This window comes from Microbacterium phoenicis (assembly GCF_047302325.1).
In the GTDB taxonomy this organism is placed as follows: domain Bacteria; phylum Actinomycetota; class Actinomycetes; order Actinomycetales; family Microbacteriaceae; genus Microbacterium.
This window is the reverse complement of record NZ_CP154849.1, coordinates 1,932,051-1,957,213: the sequence shown is the minus strand read 5'-3', so window position 1 is coordinate 1,957,213 and position 25,163 is coordinate 1,932,051. Positions and strand designations below refer to the sequence as shown.

General features: G+C 69.1%; 18 protein-coding genes and 1 tRNA gene. 4 read left to right on the top strand and 15 right to left on the bottom strand.

Annotated elements, in window-relative coordinates:
* Positions 1 to 26: 26 nt before the first annotated feature.
* Together ABCU91_RS09575 and ABCU91_RS09570 are read right to left on the bottom strand one after the other, a co-directional pair.
* Entirely contained in the window at positions 27 to 2,069 is a 2,043-nt protein-coding gene (locus tag ABCU91_RS09575; protein ID WP_413353513.1) for a TIM-barrel domain-containing protein, read from the bottom strand.
* A complete protein-coding gene (locus ABCU91_RS09570; RefSeq protein ID WP_413353512.1) occupies positions 2,066 to 3,070 on the bottom strand; it encodes a substrate-binding domain-containing protein in 1,005 nt (334 codons plus the stop codon). The genes ABCU91_RS09575 and ABCU91_RS09570 overlap by 4 nt, the downstream gene beginning before the upstream one ends.
* Before the next feature lie 187 nt (positions 3,071 to 3,257).
* On the opposite strand from ABCU91_RS09570, the gene ABCU91_RS09565 reads away from it, so the two are divergent.
* A complete protein-coding gene (locus ABCU91_RS09565; RefSeq protein WP_413353511.1) occupies positions 3,258 to 4,961 on the top strand; it encodes a glycoside hydrolase family 35 protein in 1,704 nt (567 codons plus the stop codon).
* A 15-nt stretch (positions 4,962 to 4,976) separates the two neighbouring features.
* On the opposite strand, the gene ABCU91_RS09560 is transcribed toward ABCU91_RS09565, so the two are convergent.
* A complete protein-coding gene (locus tag ABCU91_RS09560; protein WP_091353688.1) occupies positions 4,977 to 5,279 on the bottom strand; it encodes a DUF427 domain-containing protein in 303 nt (100 codons plus the stop codon).
* A gap of 64 nt (positions 5,280 to 5,343) precedes the next feature.
* Between ABCU91_RS09560 and ABCU91_RS09555 the strand changes: the two genes are divergently transcribed.
* On the top strand, positions 5,344 to 6,684 hold the full coding sequence (locus ABCU91_RS09555) for a nitrate/nitrite transporter (protein ID WP_406924227.1): 1,341 nt from the start codon (positions 5,344 to 5,346) through the stop codon (positions 6,682 to 6,684).
* Positions 6,685 to 6,746: 62 nt separating this feature from the next.
* Here ABCU91_RS09555 and ABCU91_RS09550 read toward each other — a convergent pair whose 3' ends face one another.
* From ABCU91_RS09550 to polA, 6 genes are all read right to left on the bottom strand, one after another.
* On the bottom strand, positions 6,747 to 7,004 hold the full coding sequence (locus tag ABCU91_RS09550; protein WP_091353681.1) for a DUF6458 family protein: 258 nt from the start codon (positions 7,002 to 7,004) through the stop codon (positions 6,747 to 6,749).
* A 92-nt stretch (positions 7,005 to 7,096) separates the two neighbouring features.
* A complete protein-coding gene (locus ABCU91_RS09545; protein ID WP_413353510.1) occupies positions 7,097 to 7,867 on the bottom strand; it encodes an SGNH/GDSL hydrolase family protein in 771 nt (256 codons plus the stop codon).
* A 16-nt stretch (positions 7,868 to 7,883) separates the two neighbouring features.
* The gene (locus ABCU91_RS09540) at positions 7,884 to 9,233 is read right to left on the bottom strand and encodes an MFS transporter (RefSeq protein ID WP_406924229.1); all 1,350 of its coding nucleotides are present in this window, start codon (positions 9,231 to 9,233) and stop codon (positions 7,884 to 7,886) included.
* A gap of 34 nt (positions 9,234 to 9,267) precedes the next feature.
* Positions 9,268 to 10,314, bottom strand: coding sequence for an LLM class flavin-dependent oxidoreductase (locus ABCU91_RS09535; protein ID WP_413353509.1), 1,047 nt, complete (start codon positions 10,312 to 10,314; stop codon positions 9,268 to 9,270).
* Positions 10,315 to 10,387: 73 nt separating this feature from the next.
* Positions 10,388 to 12,064 (bottom strand): DUF885 domain-containing protein, encoded by a 1,677-nt coding sequence (locus ABCU91_RS09530; RefSeq protein ID WP_413353508.1) that lies wholly within the window; start codon positions 12,062 to 12,064, stop codon positions 10,388 to 10,390.
* Between the two features lie 31 nt (positions 12,065 to 12,095).
* A complete protein-coding gene (gene polA / locus ABCU91_RS09525; RefSeq protein ID WP_413353507.1) occupies positions 12,096 to 14,723 on the bottom strand; it encodes a DNA polymerase I in 2,628 nt (875 codons plus the stop codon).
* Between the two features lie 84 nt (positions 14,724 to 14,807).
* Between polA and ABCU91_RS09520 the strand changes: the two genes are divergently transcribed.
* The gene (locus ABCU91_RS09520; RefSeq protein WP_413353506.1) at positions 14,808 to 15,239 is read left to right on the top strand and encodes a PaaI family thioesterase; all 432 of its coding nucleotides are present in this window, start codon (positions 14,808 to 14,810) and stop codon (positions 15,237 to 15,239) included.
* A 5-nt stretch (positions 15,240 to 15,244) separates the two neighbouring features.
* Here ABCU91_RS09520 and ABCU91_RS09515 read toward each other — a convergent pair whose 3' ends face one another.
* Positions 15,245 to 15,757, bottom strand: a complete 513-nt coding sequence (locus ABCU91_RS09515; RefSeq protein ID WP_413353505.1) for an N-acetyltransferase family protein — start codon at positions 15,755 to 15,757, stop codon at positions 15,245 to 15,247.
* A gap of 10 nt (positions 15,758 to 15,767) precedes the next feature.
* Positions 15,768 to 16,391 (bottom strand): ANTAR domain-containing response regulator, encoded by a 624-nt coding sequence (locus tag ABCU91_RS09510; RefSeq protein ID WP_091353649.1) that lies wholly within the window; start codon positions 16,389 to 16,391, stop codon positions 15,768 to 15,770.
* Positions 16,392 to 16,448: 57 nt separating this feature from the next.
* Here ABCU91_RS09510 and ABCU91_RS09505 point away from each other — a divergent pair.
* Positions 16,449 to 16,534, top strand: a tRNA-Leu gene (locus ABCU91_RS09505).
* Positions 16,535 to 16,587: 53 nt separating this feature from the next.
* Here the strand turns inward: ABCU91_RS09505 and pyk are convergent.
* Genes pyk through lgt form a run of 4 tightly spaced genes read right to left on the bottom strand, consistent with a single transcriptional unit; the run spans position 16,588 to position 25,159 of the window.
* A complete protein-coding gene (pyk, locus tag ABCU91_RS09500; protein ID WP_413353504.1) occupies positions 16,588 to 18,036 on the bottom strand; it encodes a pyruvate kinase in 1,449 nt (482 codons plus the stop codon).
* Positions 18,037 to 18,078: 42 nt separating this feature from the next.
* The gene (locus ABCU91_RS09495; RefSeq protein ID WP_413353503.1) at positions 18,079 to 19,545 is read right to left on the bottom strand and encodes a glutamate synthase subunit beta; all 1,467 of its coding nucleotides are present in this window, start codon (positions 19,543 to 19,545) and stop codon (positions 18,079 to 18,081) included.
* Complete coding sequence (gene gltB, locus ABCU91_RS09490) at positions 19,538 to 24,130, bottom strand: glutamate synthase large subunit (RefSeq protein WP_413353502.1); 4,593 nt, start codon at positions 24,128 to 24,130, stop codon at positions 19,538 to 19,540. The genes ABCU91_RS09495 and gltB overlap by 8 nt, the downstream gene beginning before the upstream one ends.
* Before the next feature lie 57 nt (positions 24,131 to 24,187).
* Positions 24,188 to 25,159 carry a prolipoprotein diacylglyceryl transferase gene (gene lgt / locus ABCU91_RS09485; RefSeq protein ID WP_413353501.1) on the bottom strand — a complete coding sequence of 324 codons (972 nt, stop codon included), beginning with the start codon at positions 25,157 to 25,159 and terminating at the stop codon, positions 24,188 to 24,190.
* Positions 25,160 to 25,163: the final 4 nt, after the last annotated feature.

The following is a 25,163-nucleotide window of genomic DNA, read 5'->3' as shown; positions in this document are numbered from 1 at the left end:
CCGTCGAGGGTGTGGGGTCGGTCGTATCAGGGCTGGTGGAGATCGGGAAGGGTTGCGAGCCGGGCGAGCGCGGCTCCGACGCGTCCATCGCGGTGGAACACGGGGATCGACGCGAGGGGGGCGTCGACTGCGACCGTCTGCCCGCCGCGGTGCGTGTTCCCCGTCCGGGCGTCGGTCCACTCCGCTCCGGCGGGGAGGTAGACCTCCCACCGGGTCGCCCCCGGCTCTGTGACCGGGGCGACCAGGATGTCTGGCCCGAACAGGTACTGCCCGGGTGTCGTCCACGCTCTCTCGTCCTCGGGGAACTCGAAGAACATGCCGCGCATGACGGGCGCACCGCGCCGGTGCGCGTCCGCCATGGCCTCACGCGTGTAACCCCGCAGGTCCTCGCGCAGCCGGATGTACTCCACGAGGAGCGACTCGATCCGGTCGCCGAAGCTCCACACCTCGTTGTCGGCACCGGTCCCGACGCGCGCCACGCCCTGCGCGTCGATGATCGGCGTCCCGGGCACGCGGTCGCCGTGCAGACGCATGACGGGGCTGAACGCGCCGAACTGGAACCAGCGGACGAGGAGTTCGTGGAATGCCGGCTCGCGCACATCCCCACCCGTGAATCCGCCGATGTCGGTCGTGAACCACGGGATGCCGGCGGCACCCATGTGGACCCCCGCAGCGATCTGCGCCTTGAGGTCGTCGAAAGTCGAATGGACGTCGCCCGACCACACGAGCGCGCCGTGCCGCTGCGATCCCGCCCAGGCCGCACGGACCAGCGAGACCGGCTGATCGTTGCCGTCGGCACGAAGGCCGTCCGCGATCGCGCGGGTGAACTCGCGCGGGTAGAGGTTCGCGACCTGAGCGCTCGGCCCTGCCGCCAGGCGGTAGTTCTCGAAGTGGTAGGCGCCGTACTCGGGCTCGGCCTCGTCGAGCCAGAACGCCGTGATGCCGTAGGCGCCGTAGTTCTCGGCGAGCTTCTGCCACAGGAACTCGCGCGCGCGAGGCTCGGTCACATCGAGGAAGCGCGTGTACTGGCCGTCGAAGTAGTACTGCACGTCGATGCCGCGCCGGGTGCGCACGAGCATGTTCCCGTCGCGCAGCTCCTCCCAGTTGTCGGACTGCGGGGCCACCTGCGGCCACACCGACACCATGAGTTCGATACCCAGCTCACGGAGCTCCGCCGTCATCGCGGCGGGATCGGGCCAGAACTCCTCCTCGAAGCGCCAGTCGCCCATCCACCGCCAGTGGAAGAAGTCGGCCACGATGACATCGATGGGGATGCCGCGCCGCCGGTACTCCCGCGCGACGGCCAGGAGCTCCTCCTGGGTCGAGTACCGGAGCTTGCACTGCCAGAAGCCGAGGCCGTACTCCGGCATCATCGGCGCGTGCCCGGTCGCCTCGGCGTACGCGGCGGCGATCTCTGCGGGGCGTGGATCGGCGCACACCCACCAGTCGAATTGCGTCGCGCTCTCCGCCTCCCACTCGGTCCGATTCGACCCGAACACGGCTCGCCCGATTGCCGGCAGGTTCCAGAGGAATCCGTACCCCGCGCTCGAGACGACGAAGGGGACGGAGGTCTGCGAGTTCCGGTGAGCGAGCTCGAGCACCGTCCCCTTCAGATCGACGAGGTCCTGCTGATAGAGACCCATGCCGACGAGGTGCTCGTCAGCGGAAGTCGCGAGGCTCAGCCGCAGCCGCTGATCGCCGCCCTCGCTGGGACGGAACTCACGGGCGGAGAGCTTGAGTGCCCCGCCGTCGGTGATCTCCTCGAACAGGAGGCGACCGTCGGCATCCTGCACCCGCAGCCGCAGCCGCGTCGTGTGGAAACCCACCGACCAGTCGTTGAAGTCCGATTCCTCGGCCACCACGCGCACGCCGCCGGCCGAGACGGTCGCAACCGCGCCGTCGACCGATACATCAGCGCGGGTGTCGGCGGCCTCGACGAGCGCGCCCGGGGCGTCGTCGATCGGACCGAGCGCGGCGCGCACGCGGACGCCGCGGCCCCACGCCTCGATCAAGACGGTCTGACCGTCGCCGTGCCAGCGCACGCCGGTGTCCGAAGCGTGGAACGTCATGAGATCGCCTTCCGTGGTGCCGCGGCCGTGCTGCCTCGCACGACCAGTCGGGTGGGTACGAGCAGTCGGCGGACCGCGTCCGCGTCGTCGATCCGGGCGAGAAGCACGTCGACCGCGGCGCGACCGACCTCGTCGAACTCCTGATGGATCGACGTGAGCGGCGGCCAGAACTGTGCGGCCTCGGGCATGTCGTCGAAGCCGACCACACTGACCCGGGCGGGAATCGCGACCCCCGCCTCGTGGAACGCGCGGATAACGCCGAGCGCCATCTGATCGTTGGCGGCGAACACGGCGGTGACGGCCGGAACCTCGCGCAGGCGGCATCCCGCGTCGTACCCGGACTGCGCGCTCCAGTCCCCGCGTTCGAGGGAAGGAGCCGCTCGTCCCGCGTCGGACAGAGCCGCCCGCCAGCCCTGCTCCCGACGGACCGCCGAGTACGAGCGCGCCGGACCCGCGACATGGTGGACGGTCTCGTGGCCGAGGTCGAGCAGATGCCTGACGGCCTGCCCCGCGCCCATCGTCTGATCGGTGTCGACGAAGGAGCGGTCTTGGAGCGCCGAGGCGTCGACGACGACGACCGGGAGGTCGTCCGGCAGTGGAAGGTCCTCCCCCGCCGAGAGGTGGTCGCCGATCGCGATGACGAGCCCGTCGACGGCTTGGTCACGTGCGCGCTCGATCGCCTCGGCGACGGCGCTCCGATCGAACCGGGTGGTCGGGACCAGAGCGACGGCGTACCCGGACTCCGCGCCCGCGCGCGAGATGGCCTCCCAGGTGCGGACGCTGCCGTACGAGGTCAGGTCGCTCATGACGACGCCGATGCTGCGGTAGCGGGCGGAGCGCAGTGCCCGCGCCGCCCGGTTCGGCCGATAGCCGAGCTCGAGCATGCTGGCGAGGACCCGCTCCCGTGTCGGCTCGTCGACCCGCGCAGCCCCCGTGACGACGCGGGACACCGTCTGCGCGGAGACGCCTGCGTGACGGGCGACATCGGCCTGCGTGGGCACCCCGTGGGGCGTACCCCCACGACGCGCCGCGGGCTCGTCGAGGGGTGCAACGACACCCGTCTCCGGGGTCGGTCGCGTGCTACGCTGAGGCGACATGATTGCGTAAACATAGCAGTTGACGCAGCGGCAGGACACCCCTTCTCGCGACATCAGGGTGTCTGGACGGACAGCTCCGAGCGGAGATCACATGAGCACTTTCGCCATCGGCGACCGCGACTTCCTCTTGGACGGACAGCCGCACCGGATCATCTCCGGAGCGATGCACTACTTCCGCATCCACCCTGGCGACTGGGCCGACCGCATCCGCAAAGCGCGCCTCATGGGGCTCAACACGATCGAGACGTACGTCGCGTGGAACGCGCACGAACCCGTCGAGGGCGGATGGGACGAGTCCGACGGGCTCGACCTCGGTCGATTCCTGGATCTGATCGCCGCCGAAGGGCTGCACGCGATCGTCCGGCCGGGACCCTACATCTGCGCCGAGTGGCACAACGGCGGTCTGCCCACGTGGCTCACCGCGACCCCCGGCATCCGACTGCGGCGAACGGATGCCGCCTACCAGGCGGCGCTCGAGACGTACCTCCGCCGCGTGTACCGCGTCGTCGCGCCGCGTCAGATCGACCGCGGCGGCAATGTCGTCCTCGTGCAGATCGAGAACGAGTACGGCGCGTACGGTTCGGACAAGGACTACCTCGCGGAGCTCGTCCGCGTCACACGGGATTCGGACATCACGGTTCCCCTCACCACGGTGGACCAGCCCGAGCCAGACATGCTCGAGGCGGGGTCGCTTCCCGGCCTCCACCTGACCGGCTCGTTCGGCTCGCGGGCGCATGAGCGCCTCGCCACGCTGCGCGAGCACCAGCCGACCGGCCCTCTCATGTGTTCGGAGTTCTGGGACGGGTGGTTCGACTGGTGGGGTGGACCGCACCACACGACGGATGCCGCGACCGCCGCCGCCGAATTGGACGATCTCCTCGGAGCCGGCGCATCGGTGAACATCTACATGTTCCACGGCGGCACGAATTTCGGGACGACCAACGGGGCGAACGACAAGGGCCGCTATCTGCCGATCGTGACCTCCTACGACTACGACGCCCCCCTCGACGAAGCGGGCGACCCGACAGAGAAATACCACGCGTTCCGCGATGTCATCGCGAAGTACGCGGATGTGCCCGCGGAGGCCCCCACGCCGGCCGCGGCACGGCCGGCGATCACGGTGGCATTGGCCCCGGTGTCCCGGACGGCCGACACGAGTCTCGCCTCCCTGCCCGGCCTCGCGACATTCGAGGAGGCCGAGCACACCGGTTCGCTGCTGCGGCACGAGACCGCTCTGCCGGACGGGTTCTCCGGCGGGGTGCTGTCGATCGGTGAAGCCCGCGATCAGGCCTGGGTGTCCGTCGACGGCATCCGCGTCGGATCGCTCTCACGGACGCGGCACGAGCATGCGCTCCGATTGCCCCCGGGGAGAGACCTCTCGATCCTGGTGGAGGAACAGGGGCGGGTGAACTACGACGACCGCCTCGGCGAGGCGAAGGGCCTCATCGGGCCGGTGGCCGTCGACGGCCACGCGCTGTCCGGGTGGCGGACGACACCCGTCCCCCTCGACCAGGCCGCGGCCGCACCGGAACTGCTCGTGACCGAGGGGAGCTTCGATCTGGACGCCCCGTCGGATCTGTTCCTCGACACGACCGGATGGGGCAAGGGGTACGTCTTCGTCGGCGGCTTCCTGCTCGGCCGGTACTGGTCGAACGGTCCACAGCGGACGCTCTACGTCCCTGCCCCGGTGACGCAGGCGGGATCGAACACGATCACGGTCGTCGAGATCGAGCAGCCGGTGCCGGATTCGGCGCGATTCGTCAGTGCGCCGTCACTCGGGCCTCTGCACGAGTGACGGCGCGCGCCCGGATCACTGGCCGACGGTGATCCCCGGCGAGAACGCGACGTAGCCGGAGAAGTCCGCGCCGACGCGGTCGAACGCGGACGGGTACGGGTTGGGGTACGACCACGCGCCGTCGGTCATCCGCTCGGAGCCGGCCTCGACGTGGAAGTACTGGCACTCCCCCTTCCACGGGCACGTGTACGGGGTCGGGCTCTCGACCAGGACACCCTGCTTCACGGATGACGGCGGGAAGTACGCGTTCCCCTCGATCCGGATGATCTCGTCGTCGGCCGCCTCTGCAATGACGGTGTCACCGATGGTCGCTTTCATGTGTTCTCCGATCGCCCGAATGGTGTGGGCTCAGAGTACGCCCGCCGGAGAGTAGCGTGGGCGGGTGAGCGGAGCACGTCGGCAGGAGACCACCCCGACGAACGGCCCCGGCTTCCGTGCCTGGCTGATCTGGGGCACCGGCGTCGCCGCGTACGTGCTCGCCGTGACGAACCGTACGTCGCTCGCCGCAGTCGGCGTCGACGCGGCCGACCGCTTCCAGGCGGATGCCGCGACCCTGTCGCTGTTCGCGGTCGTCCAGCTCGCGGTCTACGGCGGCATGCAGATCCCGGTCGGGGTCCTCCTCGATCGCTACGGGTCGCGCCCGATCATGACGATCGGGATGATCCTCATGGCTGTCGGTCAACTCACGATGGCCCTCTCGCCGAGCGTGGGCGTCGCGATCGTCGCCCGCATGCTGTTGGGCGCCGGGGATGCCGCGGTCTTCCCCGCGGTCCTCCGTCTCGTCGCAACCTGGTTCCCCGCGCAACGGGGTCCCCTCATGGTGCAGCTGACGGGGATCCTCGGACAGGCGGGACAGCTCGTCGCCGTGATCCCGATCGCCGCCGTCCTCCACGCGACGAGCTGGTCGGTGACCTTCGGTGGCATCGCCGGACTGTGCGTCCTCTTCGCCGTCCTCGTCTTCGCCGTCGTGCGCAACCGGCCGCCCGAGCTCGCCCGCGACGTCAGCGTCGACACCGACACCGGGGCGATACGCGTCGTGACCTCCACGATCGACACCGGCGTCGGGATACGCGCCGCCCTGGCTCACCCCGGGACGCGACTCGCGTTCTGGTCGCATTTCACGACGCCCTTCGCCGGCACGGCGTTCATCCTGCTGTGGGGCTTCCCCTACCTCACGGCGGGAGAGGGCCTCACCACCGGGCAGGCCGGCCTCCTCACGTCGCTCTACGTGTTCGCGGGGATGGCCCTGGGGCCCGTCCTCGGAGAGCTCTCCCGACGGGTACCGCACCGACGCTCCCGCGCCCTCGTCCTCCCCGCCGTCGCCTTCCAGCTGATCGCCTGGACCGCTGTGATCGTCTGGCCCGGCCGGGCTCCGATCTGGCTCCTCGTCGTCCTGCTGGTCGCCCTCGCCATGGGTGGCCCCGCATCGATGATCGCCTTCGACCATGCCCGCACCCACAATCCGTCCCACCGTCTCAGCACGGCGACGGGCGTCACGAACGCGGGCGGTTTCCTTGCGGCGCTCATCGCGATCTTCGCCATCGGCTTCGTGCTGGACCTGCAGGGCGCAGGGACGCCGGACACCTACCGTCTCGACGCCTTCCGGGTCGCCTTCCTCGTCCAGATCCCGCTCTGGCTCATCGGTGCGACCTTCATCAGCATCGAACGGCGACGCACCCGCATCCACATCGGTATGGATCAGCCTCGTCGCCCTCGGCGCTGACCGGGACGACGAACGGCCCGTCCCCGGGAGGGGAACGGGCCGTTTCGATGTCGCGGGCGTCGTCAGACGGTGCCGTCTCCCGACGTACGGGTCTCGGAGCGGGTGACCCGCTCCCCTGCGACGGGGTCGACCGTTCGGACGGTCGACTCGCTGGAACGTCGACGCAGCATCAGCACGAGGCCGAGCAGGAAGACGACGACACCGGCTGCCATCAGGATGTAGCCGATCAGGTTGAGGTCGACGTACTGGACGTCGACGTTCACGGCGAACGCCAGGATGGCGCCGATCACGAACAGCACGATTCCGGATCCGATGCTCATGCGCACCCTCACTTTCTTGGCGGTGTGGTTCCGATCATCGCCGCCCCTGATAGGAAGCTGATAGCCCTTGACAGGCGCGCAGGGTGGTGGATTCAGCCGCGCGGACGAGGTTCGACGCGGAACCAGTCCCCGTACTTCGCCTCGCGGCCGTCCCCCGACGACGTTCCGGTCAGGCGGCGGCGCAACCACGGTCCGAGGTGCTCGCGGAAGTACCGGCCCCGCGTGAGAGCGACGGCCGAATCCGTCTCGTCCAGGCGCCACCACTCGCCGGGGGCCCTCTCGCCGAGAGCCTCGAGGACCCGAGCGGCGACGCGGTGATGCCCTCGATCGTTCATGTGGAGCCGGTCCTCGGACCAGAACGACGGATCCGACAGGTCGGTGTCGGGCCAGTTCAGCGCCACGACGACATCATCGCGCCCGGCGATGCGTTCGGTGACGGCGCGCGAGAGCTCGTCGCCGCGTCGCTGGATCAGGCGCGCGAGGGGCAGCTGAGCCGACGGGTTGGCTCCGGAGAGGACGATGAGGGTCACCCCCTCCTCGTCGCAGCGACGGAGGACGCGGGTGAACACGTCCGCGACCCGCGCGATGGGCGTTCGAGGGCGAAGCATGTCGTTACCGCCGCCGTTGAAGGAGAGGTGCGTCGGCCGGAGTGCGAGAGCGCGTTCGAGCTGCTCCTCGACGATCGGCTGGATGAGCTTCCCGCGGATCGCGAGGTTCGCGTACGAGATCGCCTGGCCGCGGGAGTCGGCCCAGCCCTGGGCGACGAGGTCCGCCCAGCCGCGGACGCTGCCGCCCGGCAGCTCGTCACCGACGCCTTCCGTGAACGAGTCCCCGATCGCGACGTAGCGGATATCCTGCGGCATCCCCTCAGCCTATGACTCAGTCCGCGAGCGACCGTCCCCGCGACTCCGAGAGACCCCACGTCGCCGCTGCGGCGATCGCGAAGAAGGTGCTCAGGACGATGAAGACGACGGGGATGCCGCCGACGGCCTGGAGCACCGGCACGATCGGCGGCGCCAGGATCGACGCGATCCGCCCGATGCCGGCGGCCCACCCGGCCCCGGTCGCGCGGAGCGACGTCGAATAGGTCTCCGGGGTCACCGCATACAGCGCGCCCCAGGCGCCCAGGTTGAAGAACGACAGCGCCATGCCGGTCGCCAGGATCACCGGAATAGTCGTGGCCTGCCCGAAGAGAATCGCCGCGACCGCCGATCCGGCGAGGAAGACGGACAGGGTCGCGCGCCTCCCCCACACCTCGATGAGCCACGCCGCAACGGCGTAACCCGGGAGCTGTGCGAGCGTGATCAGGAGCGTGAACTCGAAGCTGCGGACCAGGCCGAACCCCTGCGAGACGAGCAGCGTGGGGATCCAGATGAAGGCCCCGTAGTACGAGAAGTTGACGCAGAACCAGACGATCCAGAGGGATGCCGTCCGCCGGCGCATGGCTGGAGCCCACAGGCCCCGCAGTCGCTCCCCAACGGTCGTCGCGCGGCCCGGGGCGACCTCCGCGGCCTCGGTGGGAGGCGCCGCGGGACGGCCGAACAGCGCCGGAGAGGTTTCCAGCCCCGCGACGACGCGTTCGGCTTCGGTCGCGCGTCCCCGCGAGGCGAGCCAGCGCGGCGACTCCGGCAGGGCCCATCGGACGATCAGTGCGTACACGGCGGGGACGGCGCCGATGGCGAGAGCCCAGCGCCACCCCTCGGGAACGGACGGGATGACGAGGTAGCCGATGAGCGCGGACGCCGTCCAGCCCACCGCCCAGAACGCCTCGAGCACCACGATGATGCGTCCCCGCATCCGCGCGGGCGCGAACTCGCTGACGTACGTGCTCGCGACGGGCAGCTCCGCTCCGAGCCCCAGCCCGACGACGAAGCGCAACGCGATGAGGGCGACGAGCCCACCCGCCAGCGCACTCGCCCCGGTCGCGAGGCCGTAGACGAGCAGTGTCAGCGCGAAGACCGAGCGGCGACCGATCCGGTCTGCGAGCAATCCGCCCACCGTTGCGCCGATGGCCATCCCCGCGAAGCCCGCCGAGGCGATCCAGGACGTCGACGCGGTCGTCAGATTCCACTCGCTCACGAGCGCGGCGATGACGAAGGAGATGAGACCCACGTCCATCGCGTCGAGCGCCCAGCCGGCGCCCGATCCGGTGAGGACGCGCAGGTGCGTGCGGGTGAAGGGAAGGCGATCGAGCCGGCTGCTGACCGAGCCGGTCGTGGTCGTGGTCATCCTCGCATCGTACGAGGCCGCGGGAGCGTCGCGATCACTCGCCGAGCATGTCGCGCACGAGCGGGATCACGCGGGTGCCGTAGAGCTCGACCGAGCGCATCAGCTTGTCGTGCCCGAGGGTGCCGTTGGCGTACTTGAGATCGAAGCGGCCGGCCCCGAGAGTCGTGATCGTGTCGGCGATCTTGCGCGCCACCGTCTCGGGCGAGCCGGCGTAGATCGATCCTCCCGGACCGACCTCCTGCTGGAACCGCAATCGGCTGTAGGGCGGCCAGCCGCGCTCGCGCCCGATAGAGTTGTTCTGCGCTTCGAAGCCGGGGTACGCCTCTTCCCACGCCTGCTCGTCGGTGTCGGCGATGTGCCCCGGCGAGTGGATGCCGACGGGCTGGGCCTCGGTACCGAGTTCGCCGATCGCCCGGTGGTAGAGGTCGACGTAGGGGCGGAATCGGGCGGCGGGACCACCGATGATGGCCAGCATCAGCCCGTACCCGTACCGTGCTGTACGAATGACGGACTCGGGCGAGCCGCCCACACCGACCCAGGCGCGGATGCCGCCCTCGGTCTTCGGGAAGATGTCGGCGTCGGTGAGGGCGGCGCGCGTCGACCCCTGCCACGTGACGGGCTTCTCGCTCCGCAGCAGCGAGAAGAGCTCGAGACGCTCCTCGAAGAGGGCCTCGTAGTCCGCCAGGTTGAACCCGAACAGCGGGAAGGACTCGGTGAAGGAGCCGCGTCCCAGGATCACTTCGGCGCGCCCGTTGGAGATCGCCGACAGCGTCGCGAACCGTTCGTAGACCCGGACGGGATCGTCGCTGGAGAGGACGGTCACCGCCGTTCCGACACGGATGCGTTCCGTCTTGGCGGCGATGGCGGCGAGGACGATCTCCGGGCTCGAGACGGAGTACTCGGCCCGGTGGTGCTCCCCCACGCCGATGAAGTCGACATTCACCTGATCGGCGAGAGTCGCCTGTGCGACGAGGTTCCGGATCGCCTGCGCACCCGAGACGCGTTCACCGCTGTCGTCCACGGTGATGTCACCGAATGTGTCGAGTCCCAGCTCCACTGCGGCCACGTCGGCCCCTTTCATTCATGTGCATAAAGCCTACGGGGTAGGAACGACGGAGGGCGTCGGGTATTCCCGACGCCCTCCGTCGTTCCTCTCAGCCGTCGCGCAGAGCGGCGCGGAGGGTGTCGAGCCCGACCCCGCCGAGGCGCAGCGCCCGCATGTGGAACGTCTTGATGTCGAAGTCGGATCCGCCGCGCTGGGCGGCCTCGTCGCGGATCTGCTCCCAGATCCGCTGCCCGACCTTGTACGACGGTGCCTGACCCGGCCATCCCAGGTAGCGGTTCACCTCGAACTGGATGAACTCGTCGGACATGTTGACGTTGCGCCGCATGAACTCCAGCGCGTAGTCGGCGTCCCAGGTGCCGGTGCCGTCGAGCCGCGGCTTGCCGAGGTGGACGCCGATGTCGAGGACGACGCGGGCCGCCCGCATCCGCTGACCGTCCAACATCCCGAGCCGGTCAGCCGGGTCGTCGAGGTAGCCGAGTTCGGCCATCAGCCGCTCGGCGTACAGGGCCCACCCCTCGGCGTGGCCGCTGGAGCCCGCGAGGAGTCGGCGCCACGAGTTCAGTTCCGTGCGGTTGTAGACAGCCTGCGCGATCTGCAGGTGGTGCCCCGGGACGCCCTCGTGATAGACCGTCGTGAGCTCGCGCCACGTGTCGAACGTGTCGACGCCCTCGGGGACGGACCACCACATACGGCCCGGACGCGAGAAGTCGTCGGTCGGGCCGGTGTAGTAGATGCCGCCCTCGTTGGTCGGCGCGATCATGCATTCGAGTCGGCGGATCGGCTCCGGGATGTCGAAGTGGGTGCGTCCGAGCTCGTCGACCGCGCGGTCGCTCGTCTCCTGCATCCATCGCTGCAGGGCGTCCGTGCCGCGGAGCTTCCGCTCCTCGTCCTGCTCGAGGAAGGCGACAGCCTCCTCGACGGTGGCGCCGGCCTTGATCTCGTTCGCGATGGACTCCTGCTCTGCGACCATCCGCGACAGCTCTTCGACACCCCAGCCGTAGGTCTCGTCGAGATCGATGGTCGCCCCCAGGAACTGACGCGAGTGGAGCGCGTAGAGCTCTCGGCCCACGGCATCCACATCGGAGGCCGCCGGGGCCAGCTCGTCCCGGAGGAACGCGGCCAGCTGGTCGTAAGCGACGCGAGCGGCACCCGCGTTGTCGGCGAGCTCGCGCGCGAGCGTGGCGGGCAGGTGCCCCTCCGCGGGAGCGGCGTCACCGACGAAGGTCGCGAAGAAGCCGGTGTCGCTCGTGTAGCGGGCGATCTGCGTCACGACTTCGCGCACCTGCCGGCGCGCCGGGACGACGCCCTCGGAGATGCCCTGACGCAGGGTCTCGACGTACCCGGCCAGCGCCGTCGGAATCGCCGAGAGGCGCGTCGCGACGACCGACCAGTCGTCGACGGTGTCCGTCGGCATGAGGTCGAACGCCGCGCGGATGTCCTGCGAGGGTGAGGCGATCACGTTGATGTCGCGCAGGTGCGACTTCGCCGCGTGCAGGTCGAGCTGCAGACCGAGCTCCGCGGACAGGTCCATCTTGGTGACCTCGTCGACGGAATCGACGGCCTCGGCGGCCTCGAGCGCGCGAAGGGTGTCGGCCGCCGCGGCAGCGAGCCGCTCGTGCCCTTCGGGAGAGAAGTCGTCGAGACGGCCGTTGTACTCGGTCCGTCCGATGTACGTCGCGAGGCTCGGAGAGAGCTCGGCCAGCGTATCCACCCAGCGTTCCGCGATCGTGTCGATCGGAGTGGGCGTGCGTTGTGCGTCGGTCATTCCTCGAGCGTAGAGCGTCGTGCGCTCCGCGTCAGTGAGCCGCCTCGTCCCAGTGGCTCCCACGACCGATCTGCACATCGAGCGGCACGGAGAGCTCCGCCGCATCGCCCATGCGGGTGCGGACGATCGTCTCGACCTCCTCCCACTCCCCTGTCGCCACCTCGACGACGAGTTCGTCGTGGATCTGCAGCAGGACGCGCGACCTCAGATCGCGTGCGCGGAGGTCGTCGTGGATCTCGACGAGAGCGATCTTCATGATGTCGGCCGCACTCCCCTGGATCGGGGCGTTGAGCGCGGCGCGCTCGGCGTTCTCGCGGAGGACCCGGTTGGGGCTCGTCAGGTCGGGGAATGGCCGGCGGCGGCCGAAGATCGTCTCGGTGTAGCCGTCGATCCGCGCCTGCTCGACCGAGGAGCGCAGGTAGTCGCGCACCGCGCCGAAGCGGGCGAAGTACTCGAGCATGAGCTGCTTCGCCTCGGACTGCTCGATGCGCAGCTGCTTCGACAACCCGAACGCGCTCAGTCCGTACACGAGGCCGTACGACATGGCCTTCACTTTCGTACGCATCGGCGCGGTGACCTCGGCGGGCTCCACCCCGAACACGCGGGCGCCGACGAAGCGGTGGAGGTCCTCGCCCGAGTTGAATGCCTCGATGAGTCCGGGATCGCCCGACAGGTGCGCCATGATGCGCATCTCGATCTGCGAGTAGTCCGCAGTCAGCAGCGTCTCGTACCCCTCGCCGACCTCGAAAGCCGCGCGGATGCGGCGCGACTCCTCGTTGCGGATCGGGATGTTCTGCAGGTTCGGATCGGTGCTCGAGAGGCGACCCGTCTGACTGCCGGTCTGCACGTAGGTGGTGTGGATGCGGCCGTCGTCGGCGATCCCCACGGTCAGCGACTCGATGATCTGACGGAGCTTGGTCGCCTCACGGTGCTGCAGGAGCAACCCGAGGAACGGATGCGGGTGGGAGTCCTGCAGATCGGCGAGCACCGCGGCATCCGTCGAATAGCCCGTCTTGGTCTTGCGGGTCTTCGGCAGCTCCAGCTGATCGAACAGCACCTCCTGCAACTGCTTGGGCGAGCCGAGGTTCACCTCGCGCCCGATGATGCCGTACGCCTCCTGCGCGATCGCGTCCGCCCGCGCCGCGAGCTCCCCCGAGAACCCGCCGAGCTTGTCCCGCGACACCGAGACACCCGCGAGCTCCATGTCCGCGAGCGCGTCGAGGGTCGGAATCTCGATGTCGCTCAACACCGCACCGACGGATGCCGGGAGTTCCGCGCGCTCCTGCTCGGCGACGCGCAGGGCGAACCAGGCCAGCTGCCCGGGCGTGGCCCCCTCGGTCTCGGGGACGAGCTGCGAGGGATCGGCCTCGGGCAGCTTCTCGTCGAGGTAGCGGTCGACGAGATCGGCGAGGGTCTTGTCGGGCAGGCTCGGACGCAGCAGCCAGCCGGCGAGCAGGACATCGAAGGTCAGCCCGCCCAGCCGCACGCCGGCGCGGCGGAGTGCTTTCACCTGGGGCTTCGCGTCGGTCATGATCTTCGCCGCGTCGCTCTCGAGCCACGGGGAGAGCGCCGCACGGGCGCTCTCGTCCCAATCGAGCTCGTGGACGGTGTCCGAGGTCGCGACGCCGAGGCGCGTCGGAAGGCCACCGGCGACGGTGACCGTCAGGGCCAATTCGCTCGTCTGCTGCGAAAGCCATGCGGCCAGGGCCGCGGCATCCGTCTGCTGCGGGTCGGGCGCCGAGACCTCGGGCGCGGGCGGCTCGTCAGTCGCGTCGAACGCCTCGAACACCCGCGGCAAGAGGGTGCGGAACTCCAGGCGCGCGAAGATGTCGCGAACGGCCTGCGTGTCGAGGGGGCGGATGACGAGGTCCTGCGGCGCGTACTCGAGCTCGACGTCGCGGAGCAGCCGGTTGAGCTGACGGTTGCGGCGGACGTCGTCGAGGTGCTCGCGGAGATTGCCGCCCACGACACCCTTGATCTCGTCGGCCCGCTCGAGGAGGGCGTCGAGGGTCCCGAACTGGGTGATCCACTTGACGGCCGTCTTCTCGCCGACCTTCGGGACGCCCGGGAGGTTGTCGCTCGTCTCGCCCACCAGCGCGGCGATGTCGGGGTAGTTCTCGGGCGGGAGGCCGTACTTCTCCACCACCGCGTCGGGGGTGTAGCGCTTCAGCTGCGAGACGCCCTGCACGCTCGGGTAGAGGAGCGTGACGTCATCGGTCACCAGTTGGATCGTGTCGCGGTCGCCGGAGCACACGAGCACGTCGTAGCCGCTGTCGACACCCTGCGTCGCGAGGGTCGCGAGGATGTCGTCGGCCTCGACGTCCTCCTTCGTCAGAACCGGCACACCCATGGCGGTCAGGCAGTCCTGCAGCAGCGGGATCTGCCCCTTGAACTCGGCGGGAGACTCCGACCGGTTGGCCTTGTATTCCTCGTAGACACGCGTGCGGAACGACTGACGCGACGTGTCGAAGGCGACGGCCAGGTGCGTCGGCTTCTCGGCCTTGACGAGGTTGACGAACATCGACAGGAAGCCGTAGATCCCGTTGGTGTGCTGGCCGTCCTTCGTCGAGAAGTTGTCGACGGGGAGGGCGTAGAACGCCCGGTAGGCCAGCGAGTGGCCGTCGACGACGAGCAGAGTAGGCTTTCCGGAGTCGCTCACCCGACCAGCCTAGTTCGGGCCCGCGACATCGACTTCCCCGCACCGGTGCCGGGTCGGCACCACCCGAACCGAAGGTGATGCGCCATGCCCGAGACCGCCTCCTCCCCCGCCGACGCGCTCGATTGGGCCGCCGGCCGCGGGATGGGAGCCCTGGCCGAGAAGATGGGGATCGAGTTCATCGAATTCACCCCGGAACGGGCGGTGGCGCGGATGCCGGTGGCCGGCAACACGCAGCCCGTCGGTCTCCTGCACGGCGGCGCCTACGTCGTCCTCGGCGAGTCGCTCGGCTCGATGCACGCGAACCTGCACGCAGGCGAGGGACGACTCGCGGTCGGCATCGACATCAACGCGACTCACACTCGCTCGGCGACGGAGGGGTGGGTCACCGGGGTCTGCACGCCGATCCACCTCGGCCGGAGCATGACCGTCCATGAGATCGTCGTCACCGATGATCAGGGCAGGCGGTGCTCGACGGTGCGGATCACCAACATGGTGCGGGACCTGCCGGCATCCTGATCCGCTCAGCGCGGAACGGCGAGCTTGAAGCCGATGTGCGAGTCCACGAAGCCCAGTCGCGTGTAGAACCGGTGGGCGTCGGTGCGCGCGGCATCCGACGTCAGCTGCACGAGGGATGCTCCGACGGCGGGAGCGGCGACGTCGGCGACCCACGTCATCATCGCGGCGCCGATCCCCGCCGAACGCTCCGTGCTGGCGACCCGGACGGCCTCGACGAGGAGTCTCGTGCTGCCGCGGCGCGCCATCCCGGGGATGACGGTCAGCTGCATGGTCGCGACGACACGGTCGTCGCTCTCCGCGATCAGGACGTCGTTGCTCTCCGAGTCCAGGATGCGCAACAGGCCCCGCAGGTACAGGCCATGGTCCTCCGCTGCCGCGACGTCGCCGCGACCGGCGCTGACGGGGTCGTCCGACAGCAGCGCCACGATCGCATCGAGGTCGCCCTGCGTCGCGCCCCGCAGCAGCACCGATCCGCCTCGCACAGCGAGATCGACCGGGAGATCGAGCTCGTCGATCATGACGGAGGCGTCACGCCTTCTTGGGCGCCAGCTGCTCGATGATCGCCTTGGCGACGTCCTGCATCGTGAGGCGACGGTCCATCGACGCCTTCTGGATCCAGCGGAACGCCTCGGGCTCGGACAGGCCCATCTTCTCGTTCAGCAGGCCCTTGGCCCGGTCGACGAGCTTGCGGGTCTCGAAGCGCTCGACCATGTCGGCGACCTCGGCCTCGAGCGTGATGATCTGCTCGTAGCGCGCGAGGGCGATCTCGATTGCGGGCAGCAGGTCGTTCGGCGTGAACGGCTTCACGACGTAGGCGAGCGCGCCGGCTTCGCTAGCGCGCTCGACGAGCTCCTTCTGGCTGAACGCCGTGAGGAGGACGACGGGTGCGACGTGGTTCTTGCTCAGCTTCTCGGCGGCGCTGATGCCGTCGAGGATCGGCATCTTGACGTCCATGATGACGAGGTCCGGACGGAGTTCGGTGGCCAGCTGCACGGCGGTCTCGCCGTCGCCCGCCTCGCCGACCACGTCGAAGCCGCTGTCGCGCAGGATCTCGACGATGTCGAGGCGGATCAGCGACTCATCCTCCGCGACGACGACGCGTCGAGGGGCGGGAGCTGCCTGGGGGGCGGAGGTGGGTTCCTGCTCAGTCACTCGTCCATCCTAGGCCAGGGTGCACCCGCATCCTGCGGTATCGTCGTTGAGGCGCGCGCCGGTGTGGCGGAATGGCAGACGCGACCGACTCAAACTCGGTTGCCCGAAAGGGCGTGTGGGTTCGACTCCCACCACCGGCACCACAGCGAAACGGCGCCCCCGAAGGGGCGCCGTTTCGTGCATCACAGGCGAGGGATCAGCTCTCCGCCTTGTAGATCGGAGCCTTGCCGTGAACGGCGTCGCCGATCTTGTGGATCCGGATGTCGTTGGTCGCACCGATGATTCCAGGAGGGGACCCGGAGATCACGACGACCTTGTCCCCCTCTTCCAGAAGGCCGCGCGACAGGAAGTAGTCGTCCACCTGGAGGAACATGAGGTCGGTGTGGGCGACGTGCTCGACGAGGGCTGACTGGATGCCCCACGTCATCGCCATGCGGCGACGGATCGCCGGCTCGATGGTGAAGGCGAGCATCGGGATGCCGGAGCGCAGCCGCGACATGCGACGCGCGGTGTCACCCGACTCGGTGAAGAGGCAGATGAACTTCGCCTCGACGAACTCTGCGACCTCGTTGGCGGCGAGGGTGATGATGCCACCCTGCGTGCGCGGCTTCGCCGTCAGCGGCGGGATGCGCTCGAGCCCGTGCGTCTCGGTCGCATCGATGATCCGGGCCATCGTCTCGACCACGCCCACGGGGTGCTTGCCGACGCTCGTCTCGCCCGAGAGCATGACCGCGTCCGCGCCGTCGAGGACGGCGTTGGCGACGTCGCTCGTCTCAGCGCGGGTGGGGACGGGGTTCTCGATCATGGTCTCGAGCATCTGCGTCGCGACGATGACCGGCTTGGCCATGCGGCGGCACAGTTCGACGGCGCGCTTCTGAACGATCGGCACGGCTTCGAGGGGCAGCTCGACGCCGAGGTCGCCGCGCGCGACCATGATTCCGTCGAACGCGTCGATGATCTCTTCGAGAGCGTCGACGGCCTGCGGCTTCTCGATCTTCGCGATGACGGGGACCTTGCGGTCCTCCTCCGCCATGATCTCGTGCACGCGGGTGACGTCGGCGGCGTTGCGCACGAACGACAGCGCGATGATGTCGGCTCCGGCGCGCAGACCCCAGCGGAGGTCCGCTTCGTCCTTCTCCGACAGCGCGGGCACGTTGACCGCGACGCCGGGCAGGTTGATGCCCTTGTTGTTCGACACGTAGCCGGCGACGATGACCTCGGTCGTGACGACCGGCCCCTCGACACCGGTGACCTGGACGCGGACCTTGCCGTCGTCGATCAGGAGGAAGTCACCCTTCTTGACGTCCTCGGGCAGGCCCTTGAAAGTCGTGCCGACGATCTCCTTCGTCCCGGCGATGTCTTCGGTCGTGATCTTGAAGACGTCGCCGACGGCGAGGAAGTGGGGACCTTCGGCGAACCGGCCGAGTCGGATCTTGGGGCCCTGCAGGTCGACGAGGACGGCGACGGCACGGCCGGCGTCATCCGCCGCCTTGCGCACGTTCGCCAGTCGGGCGTCGTGGTCGGGGTAGTCGCCGTGGCTGAGGTTGAAGCGGGTCACGTCCACACCGGCGTCGATGATGGCGCGAACCATCTCGTAGCTTTCGGTGGCGGGACCCAGAGTGGCGACGATCTTCGCGCGTCTCACAGAAATAGCTCCGTCGGGTAGTGATGTGGGAACGATTCCAGCCTAGGCGTGCTGGAGACCGATCGCGACGTCGGTCGGTCGGACCGGCGCCGGGAGGCTGGTCGACCCCATGAGGTACTCGTCGACTGCCGAAGCCGCCGCGCGCCCTTCTGCGATCGCCCAGACGATGAGGGACTGGCCGCGTCCGGCGTCGCCGGCCACGAAGACACCCGGTGCCGTCGCCTGCCAGTCGTCCGCCCGCTCGACGTTGCCGTTCGAGGTGAAGACGGCGCCGAGCTGCTGCTCGAGCGCCGACCGCTCCGGGCCGGTGAAGCCCATCGCGATCAGGACGAGGTCGGCGGGGATCTCGCGCTCGGTGCCGCTCTTGGGGACGCGGCGGCCATCGACGAACTCCGTCTCGGCGACGCGGAGGGCGCGCACCTCCCCCGCCTCGTTACCGAGGAACTCGACGGTCGAAGCCAGGTAGGAACGGTCACCGCCCTCCTCGTGCGCAGAGGCCACTTCGAAGAGAGTCGGCATCATCGGCCACGGCTGATGGTCGGGACGCGCCTCGGGCGGCTGCTTTCCGATGGCGAGGTTCGTGACGCTGAGCGCCCCCTGTCGGTGCGCCGTGCCGATGCAGTCCGCACCCGTGTCGCCGCCGCCGATGACGATGACGTGCTTGCCCTCGGCGTGGATCTGGTGCGGCACCTGGTCGCCCGCGACGGTCTTGTTCGACTCGACGAGGTACTCCATCGCGAAGTGGACACCGTCGAGGTCGCGGCCGGGGATCGACAGGTCGCGCGGCACGGTCGACCCCGTCGCGACGACGACCGCGTCGTAGCGGGCGCGGAGGTCGGCCCACGACAGGTCCTTGCCGATCTCGACGCCTGCCCGGAACCGCGTGCCCTCGTCGCGCATCTGACGCAGTCGCGTCTCGAGGTGGCGCTTCTCCATCTTGAAGTCCGGGATGCCGTAGCGCAGCAGGCCACCGATGCGGTCGTCGCGCTCGTACACGGCGACGGTGTGCCCCGCGCGCGTCAGCTGCTGCGCGGCGGCGAGACCCGCGGGTCCCGACCCGACGACCGCGACCGTCTTGCCGGTGAGGCGTCCGGGGGGCTCGGCCTCGACCCAGCCGTGCGCGAACGCCTCGTCGATCGTCGAGACCTCGATCTGCTTGATCGTGACGGCGGGCTGGTTGATGCCGAGGACGCACGAGCTCTCGCACGGGGCGGGACACAGGCGACCGGTGAACTCCGGGAAGTTGTTCGTCGCGTGGAGCCGCTCGATCGCCGCGCGGCCCTCGCCGCGCCAGGTGAGGTCGTTCCACTCCGGGATGAGGTTCCCCAGCGGGCAGCCCTGGTGGCAGAACGGCACGCCGCAGTCCATGCAGCGGCCCGCCTGGCGACGGAGCACGGCCTGGTCGCCCTGCTCGTACACCTCTTTCCAGTCCATGATGCGAACGGGAACGGGCCGGCGCGGCGGGAGCTCGCGCTCGGTGACTTTGAGGAAGCCCTTCGGGTCAGCCACGGGTCACCTCCAGGATGCGGTTCCAGACGACGTCGCTGTCGGGGTCGAGCCCCTCAGCGGCCGCCTCCTGGCGGGTTTTCAGGACAGCCGCGTAGTCGCGCGGCAGGACACGGGTGAAGTTCGCGGCCTCGCTGTCGAGGTCGGCGAGCAGCCCCTCGGCCAGATCGGAGCCGGTCTCCTCGGCGTGGCGGGTCAGGAGATCCCCCAGGATCTCGACATCACCGGCGCCGAGCTCGAGGAGCTCGAGTTCGCCGGTGGCGAGGGCTTCGCGGTTGATGAGCGCACGGTCGAGCTTGTAGATGTACGCTGATCCGCCGGACATGCCGGCGCCGAGGTTGCGCCCGGTGGCGCCGAGGATGACGGCGAGACCGCCGGTCATGTACTCGAGGGCGTGATCGCCAACCCCTTCGACGACCGCCGTCGCGCCGGAGTTGCGCACGAGGAAGCGTTCGCCGACGACGCCGCGCAGGAACATCGACCCCTGCGTCGCGCCGTAGCCGATCACGTTCCCGGCGATGACGTTCTGCGAGGCGTCGAAGGCGGCGTCGCGCGGGGGCCGGACGACGATCTCTCCACCTGAGAGCCCCTTGCCGACGTAGTCGTTCGAGTCGCCCTCGAGTCGCAGTGTGATGCCCGACGGCAGGAACGCACCGAACGACTGGCCGGCCGAACCGGTGAGGTTGACCTCGATCGTCCCGGACGGCAGCCCGTTCTCGCCGTGCGCCTTCGTGACGTGGTGGCCGAGCATGGTGCCGACAGCGCGCTCGGTGTTGCGCACCGGCAGGTCGATCACGAGATGACCGCCGTGCTCCACGACGTCACGTGCCCGGTCCAGCAGGGCTACGTCGAAGTGGTCCTCGAGCTCGTGGTCCTGCTCGCGGACGCGGTGGCGCGGTGCGTCCTCCCCGAAAGCCGGTCCGTGGAGGATGGGCGAGAGGTCCAGACCGAATGCCTTCCAGTGGTCGACGGCCGGCTGGACATCGAGGACCTCGGTGTGGCCGACGGCTTCCTCGATAGATCGGAACCCGAGCTCGGCGAGGTACTCCCGCACCTCCTGGGCGATGAACTCCATGAAGTTCACGACGTGCTCCGCCTTGCCCGTGAAGCGCTTGCGCAGTTCCGGGTTCTGGGTCGCGACGCCGACCGGGCACGTGTCGAGGTGGCACACGCGCATCATGATGCAGCCCTCCACGACGAGCGCGCTCGTCGCGAAGCCGAACTCCTCGGCCCCCAGGAGCGCCGCGATGAGGACGTCACGGCCGGTCTTGAGCTGCCCGTCGGCCTGGACGACCACCCGACCGCGCATGTCGTTGATCATCAGGGTCTGCTGCGTCTCGGCGAGCCCCAGCTCCCACGGCGTGCCCGCGTGCTTGAGCGAGTTCAGCGGGCTCGCGCCCGTCCCACCGTCGTGACCGGAGACCAGGATGACGTCGGCCAGGGCCTTGGCGGTGCCTGCCGCGACCGCGCCGATCCCGGACTGGCTGACCAGCTTCACGTGCACGCGCGCGGACGGATTGGCCCGCTTGACGTCGAAGATGAGCTGCTTGAGGTCCTCGATCGAGTAGATGTCGTGGTGCGGCGGCGGCGAGATGAGGCCGACGCCCGGGGTGCCGCCGCGGGTGCGCGCGATCCACGGGTAGACCTTGCCCGGAGGGAGCTGCCCACCCTCACCGGGCTTGGCGCCCTGAGCGAGCTTGATCTGGATGTCATCGGCGTGGGTCAGGTACATGCTCGTGACACCGAAGCGTCCCGAGGCGACCTGCTTGATCGCGCTCCGACGCTCGGGGTCGAGGAGCCGGTCGACGTCCTCGCCGCCCTCCCCCGTGTTCGACTTCGCGCCGAGCCGGTTCATCGCGATCGCGAGCGTTTCGTGCGCCTCCTGCGAGATCGACCCGTAGCTCATCGCACCGGTCGAGAACCGCTTGACGATCGACGACACCGGTTCGACCTCGTCGATCGGGACCGCGGGGCGGGTGCCGTTCTTGAGTCGGAAGAGCCCTCGCAGGGTCTTCAGCTCGCTCGCCTGCTCGTCGATCAGCTGCGTGTACTCGCGGAAGATGTCGTAGCGGCGCGTCCGCGTGGCGTGCTGGAGACGGAACACCGTGTCGGGGTTGAACAGGTGGGGCGAGCCGTCCCGCCGCCACTGGTACTCGCCGCCCGTCCACAGGCGCTCGTGCGCGCGCGCCGCCTGGTCGGCGGGATACGCGAACTCATGACGGGCGAGGTTCTCGCGCGAGATCTCTTCGATCCCGATGCCGCCGAGCTTGGTTTCGGTGCCGGTGAAGTAGGTGTCGATGAACTCCTGCGACAGACCCACGGCTTCGAAGACCTGCGCCCCGGCGTAGGAGGAGACCGTCGAGATGCCCATCTTCGACATGATCTTCAGCACGCCCTTGCCGAGCGCGTAGATCAGGTTCCTGACGGCCTTCTCGGGCTCGACGCCCGTGATGTACCCCGCCCGCACCAGATATTCGACCGTCTCCATCGCGAGGTACGGGTTGACCGCCGACGCGCCGTAACCGATGAGGGTCGCGACGTGGTGGACCTCGCGCACGTCGCCGGCCTCGACGACCAGACCCACCTTCATGCGGTTCTCGTTGCGGATGAGGTGGTGGTGGACGGCGGAGAGCGTCAGCAGCGACGGGATCGGCACGAGGTCCGACGTCGAGTCGCGGTCGCTCAGGATGATGAACTCCACGCCGTCGGCGATGGCGGCATCCACCTCTGCGCAGATCTCATCGAGCCGCGAACGCAGCGAATCCGCATCGGCGTCGGAGCGGTAGAGACCGCGGATGGTGATCGACCGACGACCGGGCAGGGCACGGTCGATGTTCTGCAGCTTCGCCAGCTCGTCGTTGTCGATGACAGGGAAGTCCAGCGTGATGACACGGGTGTGGTCCGGACCCGAGGCCAGGAGGTTCCGCTCCGGGCCGAGGCCGAGGCCGAGGGAGGTGACGACCTCTTCGCGGATCGAGTCGAGCGGCGGGTTCGTGACCTGCGCGAACTGCTGCACGAAGTAGTCGAACAGCAGGCGCGGACGCTCGCTCAGGACGGCGATCGGCGTGTCGGACCCCATCGCTCCGAGGGGCTCGGCACCCGTCTGCCCCATCGGCGTCAGGAGGATGCGCACCTCCTCCTCGGTGTAGCCGAAGGTGCGCTGGCGCCGTGTGATCGAGGCGATCGGGTGCACGATGTGCTCGCGCTCGGGCAGATCCCTCAGGCGCACGCGGCCCTCGTCGAGCCACTCCTGCCACGGGTGGAGGGCGGCGAGGTCGCGTTTGATCTCCTCGTCCTCGACGATGCGACCCTGTGCGGTGTCGACGACGAACATGCGCCCGGGCTGCAGACGTCCGCGGCGCTTGATGCGCTCCGGCTCGAAGTCGAGCACGCCGGTCTCGCTGCCGATGACGACGAGGCCGTCGGTGGTCTCGGTCCACCGACCCGGACGCAGACCGTTGCGGTCGAGGGTCGCACCCACGAGCGAGCCGTCCGTGAAGATGAGGGCGGCCGGGCCGTCCCACTGCTCCATCTGCATCGAGTGGTACTCGTAGAAGGCGCGCAGCTCGTCGGAGATGTCAGCCTGCTTCTCGTACGCCTCGGGGACCATCATCATGATGGCGTGGGGCAGGCTCCGCCCGGTGAGCGTGAGGAGCTCGAGAACCTCGTCGAAGGATGCCGAGTCGCTCTGACCCGGGCTGCAGATCGGCAGCAGCGGGCTGATGTCGCCGAGGAGCTCCGACTCGAGCTGGGACTGACGCGCCCGCATCCAGTTGCGGTTGCCGTTGACGGTGTTGATCTCGCCGTTGTGGGCGAGCATCCGCAGCGGCTGCGCGAGCGGCCACGACGGGAAGGTGTTCGTCGAGTAACGCGAGTGCACGACGGCGAGCTCGGTCGCGAACCGCTCATCCTGCAGGTCGGGGTAGAACGGCTCCAGCTGGAGCGTCGTCACCATGCCCTTGTAGCCGAGGGTGCGGCTGGACAGCGACACGAAGTAGGCGTCGAGTTCGTGCTGCGCGCGCTTGCGGAGCCGGTAGGTGCGGCGATCGAGAGCGATGCCCGCCAGGGCCGGCGCGTCGCCGACCGCGGGGCGCGACACGAAGAGCTGCTCGAACACCGGTCGCGCGTTGAACGCCAGCTTGCCGAGGTTCTCGTCGGCCGTGGGAACCGTGCGCCACCCGAGGACGGTCAGACCTTCGCTCGCCGCGATCGACTCGACGGCCGCCTTCTGGGCGACGCGCTCGTCATGATCCGTGGGCAGGAACGCCAGACCGGCGGCGTACTCGCCGACCGCGGGCAGGTCGAAATCGACGACTGCGCGCAGGAAGGCGTCGGGCATCTGAGTCAGGATGCCCGCACCGTCGCCGGTTCCGGCATCCGATCCGATGGCGCCGCGGTGCTCGAGGTTGCGGAGCGCGGTCAGCGCGAGGTCCACGATGTCGTGGCCCGCCTCGCCGCGCAGCGTCGCGACCATCGCGAGACCGCAGGCGTCCTTCTCGAACGCCGGGTTGTACATCCCCTGCTTCGCAGGGAACGAACCACCGGTGATGGTCGTCGTGGTGTCTTCGTGACGGGAGCTCGAGGGCATGCCTACCGTCCTCACATGGGTGCTCAACCTGGGACGACGTCGGCCCTGCGGTACTTGCTATCGGGTGGTGAGGGAGCTTGTGGCCCCACCGGAGGATTCTTCGGACGCGGGGGGTGCGCTCACGTCCACGAAGTCATCGGTTCCCTGTGAGTGTACCTCCCCGGAAGGGGTCCACTCGCGACCAGGCTGGTACGGCGAAGGCTCGAAGCCCGGGTGCCGGCGGTTCTGGACGATCATGATGACCAGACCGACCACGACACCGAGGATCGCGGCCCACACGTTGGTGCGGAGACCGAGGAAGATCTCGCTCGGGTCGATGCGGATCGACTCCCAGACGATGCGACCGGCCGAGTACCAGACGAGGTACAGACCGAACAGGCGGCCCCACTGCAGCCGGAAGCGTCGTCCGGCCGCGGCGATGATGATGACGCCCATGACATTCCAGATGACCTCGTAGAGGAAGGTCGGGTGGAAGAGGGTTCCCTCCGGGAGGCCTGCCGGCCACGCGGAGTTCGGGTAATCGATCTTCAGCCCCCACGGAAGGTCGGTGGGAAGGCCGTACAGCTCCTGGTTGAACCAGTTGCCGAACCGCCCGAAGGCCTGCGCGAGCAGGAGGGCAGGCGCGAGCGCGTCCGCGAAGCTCCAGAAGCGGATGCCGCTCCACTTGCAGCCGAGCCACGCACCGATGGCGCCGCCGATCAGGGCGCCGAAGATGGCGATGCCGCCCTCCCAGATCCGGAAGATCGCCCAGATGTCCTTGTCCTCGCCGAAGTAGAACCCGGGGTGGGTCAGGACGTGGAAGATGCGTGCGCCGATGATGGCGAGCGGGACCGCGAGCAGGCAGATGTCGATGACGACCCAGGGCTCCGCGCCGCGCTTGGTGAGACGGCGGTTGGTCCAGAACGTCGCCACGACGATGCCCGCCAGGATGCACAGGGCGTAGAAGTGGATCGTCAGCGGGCCGAGCTGGAACGAACTGATCGGCGGGCTGGGAATGCTCGCGACGACGGAGAGGGCTGCAGAAGTCACGACG